Annotated in this window: 13 protein-coding genes; 11 read left to right on the top strand and 2 right to left on the bottom strand. The window is 53.1% G+C overall.

Annotated elements, in window-relative coordinates; genetic code table 11:
- Positions 1–167 precede the first annotated feature (167 nt).
- The 11 genes from RGB73_RS17995 (at position 168) to RGB73_RS17945 (ending at position 15,037) form a co-directional block, all read left to right on the top strand.
- A complete protein-coding gene (locus RGB73_RS17995; protein WP_310764094.1) occupies positions 168–1,499 on the top strand; it encodes a spore germination protein in 1,332 nt (443 codons plus the stop codon).
- The gene (locus RGB73_RS17990) at positions 1,492–2,577 is read left to right on the top strand and encodes a GerAB/ArcD/ProY family transporter (protein WP_310764093.1); all 1,086 of its coding nucleotides are present in this window, start codon (positions 1,492–1,494) and stop codon (positions 2,575–2,577) included. The genes RGB73_RS17995 and RGB73_RS17990 overlap by 8 nt, the downstream gene beginning before the upstream one ends.
- Positions 2,574–3,656, top strand: a complete 1,083-nt coding sequence (locus tag RGB73_RS17985; RefSeq protein WP_310764092.1) for a Ger(x)C family spore germination protein — start codon at positions 2,574–2,576, stop codon at positions 3,654–3,656. The genes RGB73_RS17990 and RGB73_RS17985 overlap by 4 nt, the downstream gene beginning before the upstream one ends.
- Positions 3,657–3,804: 148 nt before the next feature.
- Positions 3,805–4,944 carry a stage II sporulation protein P gene (locus RGB73_RS17980; protein ID WP_310764091.1) on the top strand — a complete coding sequence of 380 codons (1,140 nt, stop codon included), beginning with the start codon at positions 3,805–3,807 and terminating at the stop codon, positions 4,942–4,944.
- A gap of 382 nt (positions 4,945–5,326) precedes the next feature.
- On the top strand, positions 5,327–5,656 hold the full coding sequence (locus RGB73_RS17975; protein ID WP_310764090.1) for a DUF1904 family protein: 330 nt from the start codon (positions 5,327–5,329) through the stop codon (positions 5,654–5,656).
- A gap of 218 nt (positions 5,657–5,874) precedes the next feature.
- Positions 5,875–7,338, top strand: a complete 1,464-nt coding sequence (locus RGB73_RS17970) for a polysaccharide deacetylase family protein (protein WP_310774403.1) — start codon at positions 5,875–5,877, stop codon at positions 7,336–7,338.
- Positions 7,339–7,448: 110 nt separating this feature from the next.
- Positions 7,449–8,900, top strand: a complete 1,452-nt coding sequence (locus RGB73_RS17965) for a polysaccharide deacetylase family protein (RefSeq protein ID WP_310764089.1) — start codon at positions 7,449–7,451, stop codon at positions 8,898–8,900.
- A 28-nt stretch (positions 8,901–8,928) separates the two neighbouring features.
- Complete coding sequence (locus tag RGB73_RS17960) at positions 8,929–10,242, top strand: nucleotide sugar dehydrogenase (RefSeq protein ID WP_310764088.1); 1,314 nt, start codon at positions 8,929–8,931, stop codon at positions 10,240–10,242.
- Between the two features lie 21 nt (positions 10,243–10,263).
- Positions 10,264–12,135 (top strand): glycosyltransferase, encoded by a 1,872-nt coding sequence (locus tag RGB73_RS17955; RefSeq protein WP_310764087.1) that lies wholly within the window; start codon positions 10,264–10,266, stop codon positions 12,133–12,135.
- Positions 12,136–12,176: 41 nt separating this feature from the next.
- Positions 12,177–13,937: a polysaccharide deacetylase family protein gene (locus RGB73_RS17950; RefSeq protein ID WP_310764086.1), complete on the top strand. Its 1,761-nt coding sequence runs from the start codon at positions 12,177–12,179 to the stop codon at positions 13,935–13,937.
- Between the two features lie 26 nt (positions 13,938–13,963).
- A complete protein-coding gene (locus RGB73_RS17945) occupies positions 13,964–15,037 on the top strand; it encodes a glycosyl hydrolase family 18 protein (protein WP_310764085.1) in 1,074 nt (357 codons plus the stop codon).
- 119 nt (positions 15,038–15,156) lie between these two features.
- Here the strand turns inward: RGB73_RS17945 and RGB73_RS17940 are convergent, their stop codons facing one another.
- A complete protein-coding gene (locus tag RGB73_RS17940; protein ID WP_310764084.1) occupies positions 15,157–15,327 on the bottom strand; it encodes a hypothetical protein in 171 nt (56 codons plus the stop codon).
- A 27-nt stretch (positions 15,328–15,354) separates the two neighbouring features.
- On the bottom strand, positions 15,355–17,136 hold the full coding sequence (thiC, locus tag RGB73_RS17935; protein WP_310764083.1) for a phosphomethylpyrimidine synthase ThiC: 1,782 nt from the start codon (positions 17,134–17,136) through the stop codon (positions 15,355–15,357).
- Positions 17,137–17,280: the final 144 nt, after the last annotated feature.

The raw sequence follows: 17,280 nt of genomic DNA, 5'->3' as shown, positions 1-17,280 counted from the left end.
GGAGGAATGAAGGCAGAGCGCGAAACTCCTTATCACTTACAACATGAGCAGGATATTCGCCCAGTTCCCTGTTGGTGACTGGCGTCCGATTGTGTTTTCTCTCGCGGTATACGGGAAACTCCCATAGGAAATACTGGGGAACGATAACCCATGGGAAGTGATCTTGCTTGGACCTTTTGGAATATTTGCAGACGAGACAAAAGCAAGATGCCGATCTATTTCTTCATCGAATGGTTCTGATTGATCATACGGTCACGCTGGCTGGGTACACTTCGCTCATCGATCTGCCTCAGACCATGATGCTGCTTCAACAGCAGTACCAAAACGCCATCGCTGCAGACCAGCCTTTGATTGCATTGGGCAACGGAATGGGAGAATGCTTGAACGACGCGGACGAGCCAGCGGTAGTTTCGGCGATGTCAGAAGGAAATCTGATCATTCTTCATGAACTTTCCGGCTATTGCATGAAAATCACTCCGGTACACCGTACGCTGTCCCGTTCCATCGAAGCGCCTTCGACCGAAAATGTGGTGCGTGGCTCGATCAGCGCCTTCAATGAGGATCTCGATACCAATATCGGAATCGTAAAGACACATGTCATGTCGGACAAATTGCGAATGCACTCGTACTGGTTTGGGAAAGTGCAGCGCAGACGAGCCATGCTTTTATTCATGGAGGGACAGACAAATCCCGCGTTTCTCGATGCGGTTACGCGAAGAGTCGAATCTCGTTTGGATCGAGATATCCCCAATTTGCTGGCCTTATCCAAAGCGCTTGGATTCCCGAAATGGACGCTGGTTACCCGTTACAACACGACCGAGCTGCCTGAGAATGTCGCTTCGGCACTCGGAGCGGGGAAGGTGGTACTGTTTCTTGACCGCTTCCCGTTCGCGATGATTCTGCCCAGTCTGATGATGGACATGTTTGTGGAGGAGAACGATCGGAATTACCCTTTGTTTTTCTTGATCGCATTTCGACTGTTGCGGATCGTCGGAGTACTGGTCAACATGTTGATGCCCGGCTTGTATGTCGCGCTGGTTTCGGTAAATCCTGACGTACTTCGCATCGAGCTCGCCCTGTCCATTGCACGCAGCCGCGTGGATGTACCTTATCCGGCCATCATTGAAACGCTATTGCTTCTCGTCACCCTCGAACTGATTCTCGAGGCCAGCATCCGTCTTCCGAAAACCATTGGGCCTACGATCACAATGGTCGGGGGCATCATTCTCGGCCAAGCAGTCGTCCAGGCGAAACTCGTCAGCAATATTCTCATCATCATATTGGCTGCTACCACCATCGCAAGTTTTACGGTGATCGGCTTCCACAATGCGATTTCCATTCGCATATCCAAGTATCTGTTGCTCATCCTATCCGCGGTGTATGGCGTGCTGGGGTTATTTGTCGGCATCGTGGTGGTCTGCGCTTATCTGGCAAGCGTGAGTACGTTTGGCATTCCGTATCTGTACCATTGGAAAGCAAGGGATCAATCAGATGGATAAAAGCTTGCAAGTGATGGCCATGTACCTCCTGACGCATATCGGGCTCATCTTTTTCCTGTATCCGACGGACATTATCGGCAGTCTTTCCGTCGGCCACTGGAGCGCGATCCTGCTGGGATTTGCCTGCCATATCGCAGTGATCGGCCTGTTTACGAAAGGATTGAGTTATGCGGCGCCGAAAAGCGTGATCGATATTTTTCTGGAGACGGGCAAAATGGCTGCCGTTCTCCTGCTGCTTCCCGTCCTGCTCTACTTCCTGATGATTCTGATCATTACGGTCCGTGCCTATTCAGAAATCATCACACTTGTTTTCCTGGCCAACATGCCGCTGTGGGCGATTATGGCGCTGCTGCTGGCGGTATCCACGTATATTTCCGCTCTCGGTATTGAATCGATGTTTCGAACGGGACTGCTTGTCGCCGTCCTATTCCTTCCTTTTCTTTTTCTGGTGTTTTGCCTATCCTTTCAAAATGTGGATTGGCGCTATATTTTCCCTCTCATGGACGAGCAAGCGGCTTCTTTCTCGTACGTCTTCAGCCGTTCTTACCTGCTCAGCATGTTTGCTTTCACGGGGGGATTCATGTTCTTGGGGTTTATTCCGCCCTATGTCCCTTACAACTGGCGAAAAGTGATGTGGACCGCCTCTCTGCTTCTCCCCGTGTTTCTGATCTCGACGTACGTGCCGCTGTTAACGTTTGGGCAAAATACCGCTTCCCAGTTTCAATTTCCGTTTATTATGGCAATCGACACCGTTAATGTCACCTGGCTGATGTTTGATCGGGTCACGATGTTTTTCATGATCAGCTTGATCTGCTTCGTCGTGCTCTTTCTCTCCTTGATTATCTGGAAGACGACCGAGCTCATTCGGCGGGGGATCCCATCCGTCCATCCGATTCGAGCAAAACTTGTTTTGGCCGTGGCTATATTTGTCGTCTGTTTGTACATTCCGGATTGGAAACACGTCGAAGAGCTGCTGTGGTGGAACACCTTTCCGCGCCTGTATGTGATGACAGTGATCCCGATTGCTACGCTTGTCCTGGGAATTCGTCATCATCGAAAAGGGGTAGCTTGTCCATGATTGCGAAAAACCACGTCGCAACGTTTCTCCACATGCTGCTGATAGCCGGAATCCTGCTGGTCACTTACGGATGCGCCAACAATAAGGACATCAATCACCGAGCGTTGCCAATTGTGATGGGGCTGGAAAAAAGCGGGGGAGGGTACAAAGTTTATCTTCTAATTCCGAATATGAATCAAGGTACGTCCGATGTCAGGGTTGTAGCCGATGCGGGTCAAACGATCAACGAGATCTGGGACCAGATCAGCACAAACATGGAGACCCAGGTCGATTTGCTTCATTTAAAAGTCATCGTGTTTGATAGGTCATTGGCCGAGCAAGGGCTGAAGGACAGTATTTCAAGCATAATGCGGGCACGCGACATTTCCTCCAAAACGATCGTGGCCATCTCGGAGGAAAAGCTGGGACCGTTGTTCGAGAGGCTGCAATCCTCTTCCGCGAAAAGTGGAATGGAAATCTATAACTTCTTTGAAAAAAATGCCGGTTGGACCCCTGATGTGGCGCAAACGCGAATATGGCAGGTTTTCCGCAGCCTGCATTCGTACACACAAGATGTGGCGATCTCCATTATCAAAACAGGTAAAACGACGACCATTGCGAGCACCGGTTCGGCCATCATCAAGAACGGAAAAATGGTAGGCAAAATTTCGACAGACGAAACATTGTTGTTCAACGCCTACAACGGATTCAGCGCGCAAGGCAGGATCGAGGTAATGGACCACGCCACCGTGCGAATTCTAGGACAAACTTTATCCCACAGCTGCTCTGCCGAGGGGAATCGAACTGCTTTGAACAGCAATATCAAGTTGAACGTTGTCATTATGGAGACAAAAGGAAATGCCTCTGTGGAGGTAATCAAACAAGAACTGGAAGCGTTGCTTGCCAGCCGATATCAACGACTGTTCCGCAAACTCCAATCGAAGGAAGCCGATATTTTGGGCCTGGGCCAGTTCTGTCGGAGGCAGATTCCTCGTGAACGCTTGGTGCATTGGAGGACCGATTATTACCCAAAAATGAAACTGAACACCCATCTGCAGGCGGTCATTCAAAATGAAGGGCTTCTCAAAACGAAGAAGTAGAGAGGAAGCTGAGCCGCCGTGAGTCACACATGTTCCGAGAGACTAGGTCAATCAAGCCTTTGCCATGAAGGAAAAGGAGAATTTGTGCATCTGGCTGCATAGAGTAGTAGAAAGGGGAGTCGCGATCCAGACTAAAGGGGGAGCAGAGATGGCAGGACATCTGCTGCGACTGTTCGTCATTCTATCGCTTGCAACAGCTCTGTTGTTCAACCTGACAAGCCTTCTTGTGATCAAGGGAAACCAGGCGCTCATCCAGACGCCGATGCTGCGTGAAATCGCTGCGCACCTTTCGCTTTCGATCCTGGTGAAAGGGATAGGGACCGACATCCCGTACCTCTCCCAGACGGTACAAGCTCCTGCCAGGCAAGAGCCTGGCTCCTTCACCGATGATCTTATCCGTACCATGACCGGGCTCACACCGGGAAACCCGCTCAGTATCATGGGAAAGGAAATACCCGGGCTGATCGCCTATGAATCGCCGAATCAACCGGAGAACGGGGACAGCATGGCGCCGGAGTGGAAGGTCGAGTCCGCCGCTCCCGTGGAGAAGCCTGCGCAGCCCGTTAGCGGAGGGGACACAAACACGCAGGAGACAAGCTCGCAGACAGAAGAAAAGCCAAAGCCCGTCGATCACTCCGGCCAGTCAAAGAGCAAGCAAGTGCTCGTGTACCATACACACAACCGGGAATCGTGGCTCAGCGTAGCAAAGCCGGCGCCGGGCACAAGTGCCGTAGACCATAAGACGCAAAACATTACGCTGGTCGGCAAGCATTTGGCGGAAGCATTGAACGATCGGGGGATCGGCACACAGTTTCTCGATCAAGATATTTACCAAGAGCTGATCGACCTCGGCAAAAGCTACCCGTTCGCCTACGCCCAATCGCTTAAGGCCGTGACTGCCGCTGCGGGGGAAAACCGCCAATTGCATTACTTCTTCGACCTGCACCGGGACGACTCTCCCCGAGAAAAAACAACGGTCGCCATCGGTGGAAAAACGTATGCGAGGCTGATGTTTGTCATCGGAACGAGAAACCCGGCCTACGAGAAAAACCTGAAAGTCGCGAACGACCTGCGAGAGCTGCTGGACAAGAAGTATCCAGGCTTGACCAGAGGGGTGGACGATAAAGGGGAGAACGAAGGGAACGGGGAGTACAACCAGCACATTTCACCGGGGAGTTTGCTGCTGGAAGTAGGCGGTACCGGCAATACCGTCGAAGAATGCTATCGGAGCGTGGAGGCGTTTGCCGATGTCTTTGCCGAGTATGTTTTGCATGCGGAGCGTGTGTGACAAGCAAGAAGGGAGCAGGAATTTTATGAAACTTTTTATTTGATAAAGTATCGATATTCAGGTTATACTGAATGTAATCATTTTTCGCGCAGCGACAGGAGGACTCAGCCTTTTACGTCCTTTCCGCTGGTAAAACCGCGGGCTATATCTGGTTGAGTGCATCCCGATTTTCAGTGGTACGTCCACCACACCTTCATAAAATCGGCATGCGCTCTCTGATATAGCCTACCTTTTTTCGTCCGGCTTTGTAGGTACTTGAAGTGAGTTTACTTTCATTAATACATTTTTAATTGATCTACAAATATGATGATGCTTATAATTATTTGAGTAAGTATCTTATTGACGAGACTGCTGTCTCGCTCTCGAGAAAGAAGGAATTGTCTTGCCGTTTCTTCGATTTAAAGGGTTTGAGAAAGAGCTGCTTCGTACGGTTTCCCCTGAGATCATCGACGAATTTGCCCGCATCGCGGAAGTAGCCAAGGAAAAAGTGAAAATTGAGCTGCTCCTCGTCGAGCAAATCACAAACAGTCCGTACTCGGTGGAAATTCTCATGTTTGAACGCGAACAAAGGCAGTACGATGCGATCGCCCAAATGATTCATCAGATTCTCAAGCCGCACGGTTTTGAGAATACCCATATCTTTTTTATTCTGCTGTCTCCCTCCCTTTATTACAAGGAAGGGTTGCCTCTTCAGGCGAAAACCATGCGCTAGCGGTGAAAAGGTCGGGCTCCGATACACGGAGCCAGGCTTTTTTTATTTTTTGGTATTTTGTCGAAATTAATCGAATGAGAAAGGGCATGACGACGTTACAATGGAGTCTTGTGAGGGCAACGGACTACATTCCCACTGTGCAAATAGGTATATTTTCCTATAAAATGTGATCGACAGAAAAAAAAGTGTCCGGAAGGGGAAAGGTGAAAACGATAGTGATGGATCGCCGAGAAAGAAAAAAGCTTCGGATCATCCCATGGCTGATCTTGGTCATGACCAATTCTCTGCTCGCGGGGTGCGGCTGGTGGGAAGAAAAAACGGTAGAGACGAGACAAGAGCAGAGCGTGGCGCCAACCGTGAAGCGTGATCCCGAGAAGAAGAGCAAAGTGCTTCCTTTCGTCTATACGGCAAAGAAGGAGCTCACGTTGACGTTCAACGGAATGGGTGACGAGGCTACGATGAGGCGCCTGCTGGATGAGCTGGACGCGAATCAGATCAAGGCGACCTTTTTTCTACCAGGGATGAGAGTGGCGGAAGAGCCGAATATCGCCAATGACATCCTGCGCAGAGGGCATGAGATCGAGAACAATACATTGAACCATTCAGATGTGAGCAACCTCGACTACGAACAGATCTATAAGGAAATCCGCCTGGCAAACGAAGTCATTCAGAAGCAGACAGGAGTCACTCCCCGTTATGTTCGGACCAAGTCCGGGGATTACAATGACGACCTTCGCATAGCCGCAGCGGCTCTGGGGATGAAGGCGGTGGTTACATACAATATCAACCCGAAGGACCGCGATATGAAAGACGCGAAAGCGATCGGAGAATATGTGGAACGGTTCATATCCAGAGGGGGCATCATCTCCTTGAATACGGATATCAATCCGGAGGTGATTCCGGCCATTCCCTATATTGCGAAAGCGGCCGTGGATATCGGCTACAAGTTCGTCCCGTTAGGACAACTGGTGGCGGACGGCGGGGAGCGCAAGCCTCTCGAGCAAATCCCCGGATACGATGCAGCCAAAATCAACCCGGACAGCGCAAACGCTGCCTATCGGCTCATTTATCGGATCGAAACGGGCCAGCCGAAAATCGCATTGACCTTTGACGACTGGGGAAGCGACAAGACGGTCACAAAGATATTGGACATCCTGGAAGCGCACGACGTTCAAGCCACGTTTTTCTTGCGGGCCAAAGGGGTCGAAAACAATCCGAATCTCGCCCGAGCGATGGTAGAAGGCGGACACGATGTCGCCAACCACAGCTACAGCCACCCGGTCGTCACGACTCTGTCGCCCATGCAGCTGCAGGAGGACTTGGTGAAGGCGCACCGCGTCATTACGGAAGCCATCCAGCAGCAGCCGGTGATGCTGTTTCGCCCTCCGACTGGAGTCGTCAGCGATGAAACCGGAAAGGTCATCGCAGCGGTCGGATACAAGGACATTGCCATGTACGACGTCACCACACTGGATTGGGACAAGAAAAACAGTGCTGACGACATTGTGAACGGCATCCTCTCCCAGACGCAAAGCGGGAGTGTCATCCTCCTGCATATGCTAGACGATATCCACACGATTGAGGCGTTGCCGATTGCGATAGAGAAATTGAAGAAAAAGGGCTTTGCCTTTGTGAAAATGGCTGACCTGATTCAGCAGGAAGGAGCCAAAGCGGCTCCCTGAAATTGGCACTAGCCTGACTGTTTCGATTCAGAGTAGGATTAAAAAATTGGCAAACGGACAAATGGTGGGTGAAGTCGTACACTTTGCAAAGGAAGGGGAACTTGACGGCAATGGTCAGGAAAACAAACAAAAGACTTGGTACGAAATGGATGCTGGCAGCCATGGCACTTGCTATGGCAGCAGGTGGCTGTGCCCCGGCCCAGAGATCAGAGAGGGCGGTCGGTTATGTCTCGGCACCGAATAAAGCGGTGCAAAAAGCAGCGCGCTTGACCGGCGAACCGAGCAAGATGGTTTCTTCCGTGTATACGACGCAGAGAAAACTCGCCCTTACCTTTAACGGGATGGCGGACAGCAAGACGATGAGGCTGCTGTTGGATGAATTGGACAAGGTCCATATCAAGGCGACTTTCTTCTTGCCGGGTATGAGGGTAGCCGAGGAGCCGAATCTGGCAAAAGAAATTCTCGCGCGCGGGCATGAAATCGAAAACAACACCCTCAATCAGCTCGACCTGACCAAGCTCGACTACGATCAGATTGACAAGGAGATCAAGCTCGGCAAGGAAGTCATCCAGCAAAAGACCGGCATCACGCCGCGCTATGTCAGAACGTGGGCAGCGAAGGCAAGCGATGACATCCGGGCTGCCGCCGCTCAAAACGGGCAGGAAGCCGTGATCACTGCGAGTCTGTTTTTACATAATTGGGAGAACGAGACCGAAGAGCAAAAGTACCGCTACATCCGGAAATACATCAATCGGGGCGGCATCATCGCGATGGACACGGTAGAGAGCAAGCAGCTCCTCCCCAACCTGGCGCTGATTGCAAAGGCGGCAGCAGATGCAGGCTACCAGTTTGCAACGCTTCGCGACCTGATTGCAGTCGGTTCAAAGAAGAAGCCCCTCGAACAAATCGACGGGTACGATGCCGCCAAGATCAATGCGGACTATGACCGTGCCGCGTACCGGCTCGTGACGCACATGGATACAGGCAAAAAAGAAATCGCGCTGACTTTTGACGATTGGGGCACGGACTACACGATCACGAAAATACTGGACACCCTGGACAAGTACGACGTCAAAGCCTCTTTCTTTTTGCGGGCGGACGGAGTGGAGAGAAACCCCAATCTCGCGAGGGCGATTGCCGAGGGTGGGCACGATGTGGCCAACCACACGTATTCCCACCCGGTCAACACGAAAATCACGCAGGAGCAGCTGCAAGAGGAAATCGTCAAGGCGCACCGGATCATTACGGAGGCCATCCAGAAAAAGCCGACGATGTACTTCCGTCCCCCGACAGGGGAGTTCAGCCAAGCGACGCTGAAAGCAATCGGAGCGACAGGCTATCACACCGTGGCCAACTTCGATGTCGATCCGTCCGATTATGACAAGAGCAAATCAGCTGACGACATCGTGAACGCCATTTTGAAGCAAACACACAGTGGAAGCATCATCCTGATGCACATGCTGGATGACATCCACACGGCGGAAGCACTGCCGATCGTCATCGAAAAGCTGAGGAGTCAGGGATATACATTTGTGAAGCTGTCAGACATGTTGGGTCCATAATCGAGCAAAGCAGGAGAGTGTTGACATCATGGGGTTGTTTGAAGCGATTGTAGACCGGCAGGAAAAAATTGCGGTAGTCGGACTTGGATATGTCGGACTTCCGGTAGCAGTAGCTTTGTCGAGGAAAGCGAGCGTCATCGGTTTTGACGTGAATCGCCAAAAAATAGAAGACTTTCAGAACGGGATATGCCGGGACGGGAGTGTGGAACCCGAGAGGCTTAGGGAAACCTCGATCGAGTTTACGGACGAGGAGGAGCGCCTGAGTGAGGCACGCTTTTTCATCATCGCGGTGCCGACGCCGATCCAAAGCGGCAACGTTCCGGATCTGCACTACGTAAAAGCCGCGGCGAGAACCGTGGCACGACACATGCCGAAGGGCTCCGTGGTCGTGTTCGAATCGACGGTTTATCCGGGTGTGACGGAAGAGGTATGCATCCCTCTGCTGGAGGCCGAGTCCGGACTGCGCAGCGGGATCGATTTCAAAATCGGGTACTCGCCGGAGAGGATCAATCCGGGGGACACGGAGCACCGCTTCGAAAACATTGTCAAGATCGTTTCCGGCATGGATGAGGAGACGCTGGATGTCGTGGCGCGCGTGTATAGCCTGGCCGTAGAGGCAGGCGTTTATCGGGCAGAGAGCATCAAGGTGGCAGAAGCCGCAAAAGTGATCGAAAACGCGCAACGGGATATCAATATCGCGTTTATGAACGAGCTGGCCATGCTCTTTCATCAGATCGGGATCAATACCAAATCGGTCCTGCAGGCTGCCGGAACGAAGTGGAATTTCCTCCCATTCACGCCTGGGCTGGTCGGCGGCCATTGCATCGGGATCGACCCGTACTATTTGACGTATAAAGCCGAGGACAGCGGGTACCACTCGAAAATCATCCTGGCTGGCCGGCACATCAATGACGGAATGGGGAAATACATCGCCGAGCAGATCATCAAGACGGTTGTTCGGCTGAAGCTGGATGTGCCCAACGTCAGGATCGGCGTTCTTGGGCTTTCTTATAAAGAAAATTGCGCGGACATCCGCAATACGAAAGTGACCGACATAATTTTCGAACTGCACGAATACGGAATGCTTCCCCTCGTCGTGGATCCACTGGTCGATTCGCGTCAGGCTTACGAGGAATTCGGAATCGAGCTTTCCGAGCTGGAGGACCTTACCGATCTGGACGTGGTCGTCGTGGCGGTTCCGCATGCGCCATTTGCCCAAATGCGCCTGGAAGAGATCGAGAGCATGTACGGCAAAGAAAAGAAAAGAGTGATGATCGACATCAAAGGCGTCTTTGATCGGGAGACCCTTGAGAAGAACGGTTATCACTACTGGAGTTTGTAAGCGGAAAGGGAGAGGGCGACCGTGTTTCATAGCAACAAAAAGAAGAAGGTCGGAGAAGTGCTGACGGTATCCCGTGCAGACCGGCGCCTTTTGTCCAACGTGCCAGATCCTGAAAGGATACGCAATCAGGTAGACCGTCGAGGAGTCAAGGACGCCAAAGGGGCGGACCAAACGCAGGCGGACCCGGAATATTTGGACAAGCTCCGCATGCTTAGCCTGCGATACATGGCCAATTTTGAAGTGCGGGTCTATACGCGCGGTCAACAGCGGAAGCATTCGCTGAAAGGACGGGCTGTCGATATTTCTTCCACGGGGCTCTTGGCGGAATTTGCCCCATCCGCTGCAGGCCAACTGTTTGAGGGGAAAAAGGTGAGCATCCACTGCGAAATCCCTCCGGGGACGATGCCGGAAGGGTTCGAATCGACTGTGAACATAGAGGCCACTGTCGTTCGGACGTATGCCCAAGAGGACGAGGTGCAAGAGAAGTGGATGGTGGGCATCGAATTTGCCAAACCGCTGACGGAGTATTTCCAAAAGAAACGCTGGGGATACGCGATCTACACCTCCAGCGGTTTCTTGCTCCTGTCGGCGATTTTTATCATGCTCATGCGGGCGGAGAGCGTAATTTACTTTTCGTACAACATCTTGTTGTACTTGTATAGCATCATCGCGGCTGCCTTCCTGTTGACGCGCTACTTTTTCGGAGCGCTCTACCGCGATGTGCCGATCAATCCGGACTTCACCCCCGGAGTGTCGATCATCATCCCGTGTTTTAATGAAGAAAAATGGATACACCGGACTATTTTGAGCTGTGTGAATCAAAATTACCCGATCGACAAACTGGAAGTCATCGTCGTGGATGACCGTTCCACGGACAAGTCTGTCGAACAGATCGAAAAAGTCATCTCCATGATCCACAATGAGGCGGAGCGATTCCAGACCAAAGAGCGCGTACGGATGCACGTTCTTTCCGAAAATGGAGGGAAGCGGGTCGCTCTGGTGAAGGGTGTGGAGATGGCGAAGCACGATTTGGTCGTATTCGTCGATTCGGACAGCTTTTTGGAGCCGACTGCGATCAGACATCTCGTTCAGCCTTTTCAGGATCCGAAGATGGGCGGCGTAGCGGGGCGTACCGACGTCGAGAACAAGTTTACCAATTCGATCACCAAGCTGCAGACGGTGCGCTACTATATCGCCTTCCGCATCATGAAGGCAGCGGAGGCCTGGTTTGACAGCGTGACGTGCCTGTCTGGTCCATTGTCCTGCTACCGCAAAGAACTGGTGCTGAAGCACTCCGAAGCCTGGCTGACGCAAAAGTTTCTCGGCCAGCCTGCGACGTTCGGAGACGATCGAAGTATGACCAACTTCATTCTCAAGACGCATCGGACCTCGTATCAAGACTCCGCGATCTGCTCCACGATCGTCCCTTCGGAGATGAGCGTGTTTTTGAAGCAGCAAATGCGCTGGAAGCGTTCGTGGCTGCGGGAGTCGCTTCGGGCAAGTACGTTTATCTGGAGAAAGGAACCGTTTATGGCCCTTTTCTTCTACATCGGTCTGATTGTGCCGATCGCTGCACCGGTCATCGTGCTGTACAATCTGGGATACGTTCCGCTCGTTCACCACATCTTTCCGGGCACGTTCCTCATGGGCCTGTTCATGATGGCTCTGTTGATGAGTCTCGCTCACTTGCTCTACCGCAAGAGCAGACTCTGGATATTCGGAATGGTATTTTGCCTGTTTTACGAATTCGTGCTGTTGTGGCAAATGCCCGTCGCCTGGGTGACCTTCTGGAAATCGACCTGGGGAACGAGGGAAACGCCGCAGGATGTTGAAGCGCGAAAAAGAAAGGAAGCTCGAAAGAAAAACAAAAAAGGATTCGGGCTGCCTTTTTGATGGCGGCCTGTAAGATTCGTAGAATGTGGGTGGGATAAGCGATGAGGAAAAAACGAATCACCGCCCTGGACGTTTCCAAAAAAAATCGCCGGAAAGCGGTTCGCACCATCGGTCAGTTCGCTATCCTGCTGGCTGTGGGAGCCATCCTGTACCAAGCCGTGTTCGATCCAAATCAATACGTGGAACCGGATCGTACGGCCTGGCACAATGACAAAGGCTTTATCGCCATTTCCTACTTTGGGGTCGGGCGGACAGGCACTCCAAAGCTGATCGCGCAGGAGCATTTGGACGAGCAGCTGAAGGCGCTGAAAGATCAAGGATACGTAACGATTTCCCAGCAGGACGTTCTCGATTTCTACAAGGAGAAGAAGCCGCTTCCCGATAAAGCGCTCTTTTTGGCTTTCGAAGACGGGCGAAACGACTCTCATCTGTTCGCCCAGCCCCTGCTGGAAAAGTACAATGACAAGGCGACGGCGTTGTCCTACGCCAATAAGATGGGGAACAGCGACCACAAATTTCTTCAGCCGAACGATCTGTTGAAGATGAAGGAGTCGGGGTATTGGGAGCTCGGGACGAACGGCTACCGGCTTACGTACATCAATATCTTCGATCGGCAGGGGCGTTTTGTCGGCGTCCGGGACGAAAACGAGATGACGGCAAAGGGCGATGTGGCGTATTACAACCATTACCTGATGGACTTCATACGGGACGCCAACATGATCCCGGTGGAAGACAGAGCGCAGATGGAAGCCCGGATCAGCCATGACTACCAGGAGATGAACGAGGTATACACGAAGACGCTGGGCTTTGTGCCGCAGGTGTACATGATCATGCACGCCAATACGTTGTACAACGGGATGAACCGATTGGTTTCCGACGTGAATGACACGAATATTCGTCAGCTGTTTGCCATGCACTTCAACAGGGAGGGCACGGCTTACAATACCAGCAAGGACAGCCTGTACGACCTGACCAGACTTCAGGCCGCTCCGTATTGGTACACGAACCATCTGCTGATGAAGATCCAGAAGGATACACAGCAAAAAGTGAGGTTCGAAAGGGGCGACGAGCTTCAGGCCGAGCAATGGGAGCGATTGAGCGGGGCGGATGAGTACAAGGGGAACAAGCTGGTGCTGACTTCGCCGCCAGGGGGAAGCGGCATGCTGTTTCTCAAGAACAGCGAGAATCAGCGCAATCTGCACATCTCAGCCAAGCTGGAAGGCAACGTCGTCGGAGAGCAGAGCGTATACGTTCGTTTTGACCGAGCCAAAGACGCGTATGTGCGAGTGACGCTTCGCGATAACGAATTGACAGTGGAAGAGAAGCGGCCGGGCGGTGCTGTCACGGAGCTGGCGACGGTCAAATTAAATGAAATCAGCTGGCGTCCGGAAGATTTGTCCTACGACAAGGCGACTGTGTACACCAATGCCCAGACGGCTGCGGGAGCCAAGGAAGAAGACGAAGGTTATCCGGTCAATATCCAGAACACCCGCATGCTCGACATCCGGGTCAGCGGCGATCAACTCAACGTATCGGTGGATGGCAAGCAGTGGATCAGCCAGAGCTTCGATCGTGGCTTGGAGAAGGGCGGCGTAGCGCTGGAGTCCGCGTACAGCGAGAAAAACAAAAAGGACGACATATACGACGCCGTATTTACGGATCTGCAAATCTCGGAGCTGTCAGGTGCAGACGGCAAGGAAGTCATGCTGTTTCACAATTCGTACACCGGATGGGAAAAGGTGGTAAACGCAGTCAAGCGTGGATGGAACGTTTGCATCGATTGGGTCATGGACACATTTTGATCAGTTGAAAAGGAGATCCGAGGCTGGTGGCAAATACAAAGCGGGTGCTATACCGGATAATGGCTTGGACAATGAAAGTGGGGATGGCGGGCGCCCTTCTATCAGGGTGTGCGACGATAGGCGATACAACGGATCGGATGCCGACCGCTGCAGCGAAGCAGCCCTTGGAAAAGACGGCATGGCTGGTCGATTGGCAATGGAAAGCCGGCGCGGAAGATTTGCGGCAAATGACGGATGGGCTGACGAGCGTGCAAATGTTTGCCGCCTACTTTGACGAGTCTGACGACCTGTATTTTACGAAAGCATTTCAAGATGCTCTGCCCAAGGTGCAGGACGTCGCCAAAAAGAGCAGTCTGGTCCATCTCGATCTCACCATCGTCAACGATCAGCTGCGCAAAGACGGAAGCGAATCGCAGAAAGACCCGGCCATCGTGTCGAGGCTCATGGCGACCGAAGAGAGTCGGAACAGGCATATCGACCAGATCATGGAGGCAGTTTCCCGCTATCAGTTCCACGGAATCGAAATCGATTACGAACGGATCGAGGAGAAGGATTGGGAGCATGTGCTCGCTTTTTACGGGGAGCTGTACCGACGCCTTTCCGCACAGGACAAGACGCTGCGCATCGTCCTCGAGCCGCGGACGCCGATCGAGCAGCTTTCCCTACCGGAAGGGCCGGTATACGTCATGATGGCGTACAATTTGCATGGACCGAGCAGCGATCCCGGACCAAAGGCTGATCGTTCCTTTATTGCGGAGCTGGCAAGCCGGATGAAGAAGGTCCCGGGCAAGAAAGTCATCGCTTTGTCCGCTGGAGGATTTGACTGGTCGGAGGGCGGGGAGGTCACAGCGCTAACAGAGACCCAGGCAGCCGAGCTCGCAAAGTCCAGCCTGGAAATGCCGAGGCGCAACAATGCAAGCGGCAGCCTTCACTTCACCTATCTTGACCAGGAGCAGCGGAAGCATACGGTCTGGTATGCGGATGAAACGACGCTTCAGACTTGGGCGGACGCCGTTTGGCAGGAAGGATACGACATCGCACTGTGGCGTCTCGGAGATCTGAGTCCAGGCAGCGTACGATTGATGAATCAATCCAAGTAAGGAATCAAACCGGAGAGGCGTACTCTCCGGTTTTTTCGTACAGATAGGTCTTGATCCCGTATAAGGGTAACCGCGGCTCCGCCAAACGGTATGGCGTAGCCAGGTTGTCTCTTTTCCGATCAGTAATACAGGCTTTCGGTCAGCAAGCATTTCACGCAGGTGCGAGCGAGCGGCGTCTCCTGAAATTCGTGTAAGCAGCTCTGCTGCAAGGCGAATAGCTGGCGGCGATGTTCCAGAAGGGACTCTTGCAGCCGCAAAATTTCTTCGCGCAGTCTGATGGCCTCTTCCATCGATCGATCCCTCTCCTTCTCACGGCGTTACGTATAGATGCGGCTTCCTTGGGAGCGGAACTGAGACGCCTTTTCTTTCATGCCTTCCGCAAGCGCGGCATCCTCTGAGAGCTGCTTCTCCCGGGCGAGCGTGCGAATGTCCTGCGTGATTTTCATACTGCAAAACTTCGGCCCGCACATCGAGCAGAAATGAGCCGATTTCGCCCCTTCCGCTGGCAGCGTCTCGTCATGGTATTCCCTGGCACGCTCGGGATCCAGCGACAGGTTGAACTGATCGTTCCAGCGAAATTCAAAACGTGCTTGGGACAGGGCATCATCCCTCTGCTTCGCGCGGGGATGGCCTTTAGCCAAATCGGCTGCATGCGCGGCGATCTTGTAGGCGATCAGGCCGTTGCGCACGTCTTCCTTGTTCGGCAACCCCAAGTGTTCCTTCGGTGTCACATAGCAGAGCATCGCCGTGCCGAACCAGCCGATCATCGCGGCGCCGATGGCCGAAGTGATGTGGTCGTAGCCCGGGGCGATGTCGGTCGTAAGCGGACCCAGCGTGTAGAAGGGGGCCTCATGGCAGATGGTCAGCTGTTTGTCCATGTTCTCCTTGATTTGATGAAGCGGGACGTGGCCGGGCCCTTCGATCATGACTTGCACGTCGTGCTGCCAGGCGATTTTCGTCAGCTCGCCCAATGTCTCCAGTTCGGCAAATTGGGCCTCGTCATTCGCATCCGCGATCGATCCGGGGCGCAGACCGTCTCCCAGCGAGACAGCGATGTCATACGTCTTGAGAATCTCGCAAATCTCTTCAAAATGGGTGTACAAAAAGTTCTCTTCGTGATGGGCAAGGCACCAGGCAGCCAGAATGGAGCCTCCGCGCGAGACGATTCCCGTCACTCTGTTCGCTGTGAGGGGGATGTAGCGAAGCAGCACCCCCGCGTGGATCGTAAAGTAGTCCACTCCTTGCTCCGCCTGCTCGATCAGCGTGTCGCGATAGATCTCCCAGGTCAAATCCTCGGCCTTGCCTTTGACCTTTTCCAGGGCCTGATATATCGGGACAGTGCCGACGGGAACCGGGCTGTTTCGCAGGATCCATTCCCGCGTCGTATGGATGTGCGTGCCTGTCGACAAATCCATGATCGTATCGGCGCCCCAGCGCACGGACCACATCATTTTCTCGACCTCTTCACCGATGGAGGAGGAAACGGCAGACGTGCCGATATTGGCATTTACCTTGACGTGGAAATGGCGTCCGATGATCATCGGTTCGCTCTCGGGATGATTGATGTTGACGGGGATAATCGCACGTCCTCGCGCGATCTCATCACGCACGAATTCGGGATCGACTCCTTCGCGCAGCGCCACGAACTCCATCTCGGGAGTGACCACCCCTTTTTTTGCATAGTGCAATTGGGTGACGGAGCGTCCTTTCTTGGCGCGAAGAGGGAGTCGTCCAGCCCGGTGAAAGGTGGGGACGGACTTGTTCTGGCTGTCGCTTTCGATACCGTCGTCGAGTGGCTGCGGCTGGCGGCCCGTGTATGCTTCGGTGTCACCGCGTCTCTCGATCCAGCCCGACCGCAGGAGCGGAAGTCCTTTTTGGATATCAGGGACGTAGCCTTCTTCGGTGTACACTCCGCTGGTGTCATACACGCGAAGTGGGGGATTCGGCGCCGAACCCGCAGCTGTCTTTGTTGGCTGAAGGGAGATTTCCCGCATCGGGACGCGGATGTCGGGTGAACTGCCGATCGCATACACTTTTCGGCTGCCCGGAAAAGTTTGGACCGGGGTGATGTGGAAGGGAGAATCGTGTGAGGTGGACATAATAAAACCTCCTTGTGATGGTTGCACGAATCGCGAACCGTACGGGGAGGCGGAAAGAATCCCTGCGCCACGAAAAAACGCCGCATGGGAGCATGCGACGCCAGACGCGAGAGATGAACAGACACAAGTATCCCAACGATGAGA

It is taken from the genome of Brevibacillus brevis (assembly GCF_031583145.1).
Taxonomy (GTDB): Bacteria; Bacillota; Bacilli; order Brevibacillales; family Brevibacillaceae; genus Brevibacillus; species Brevibacillus brevis_E.
This window is presented reverse-complemented; position numbering and strand designations above follow the sequence as displayed.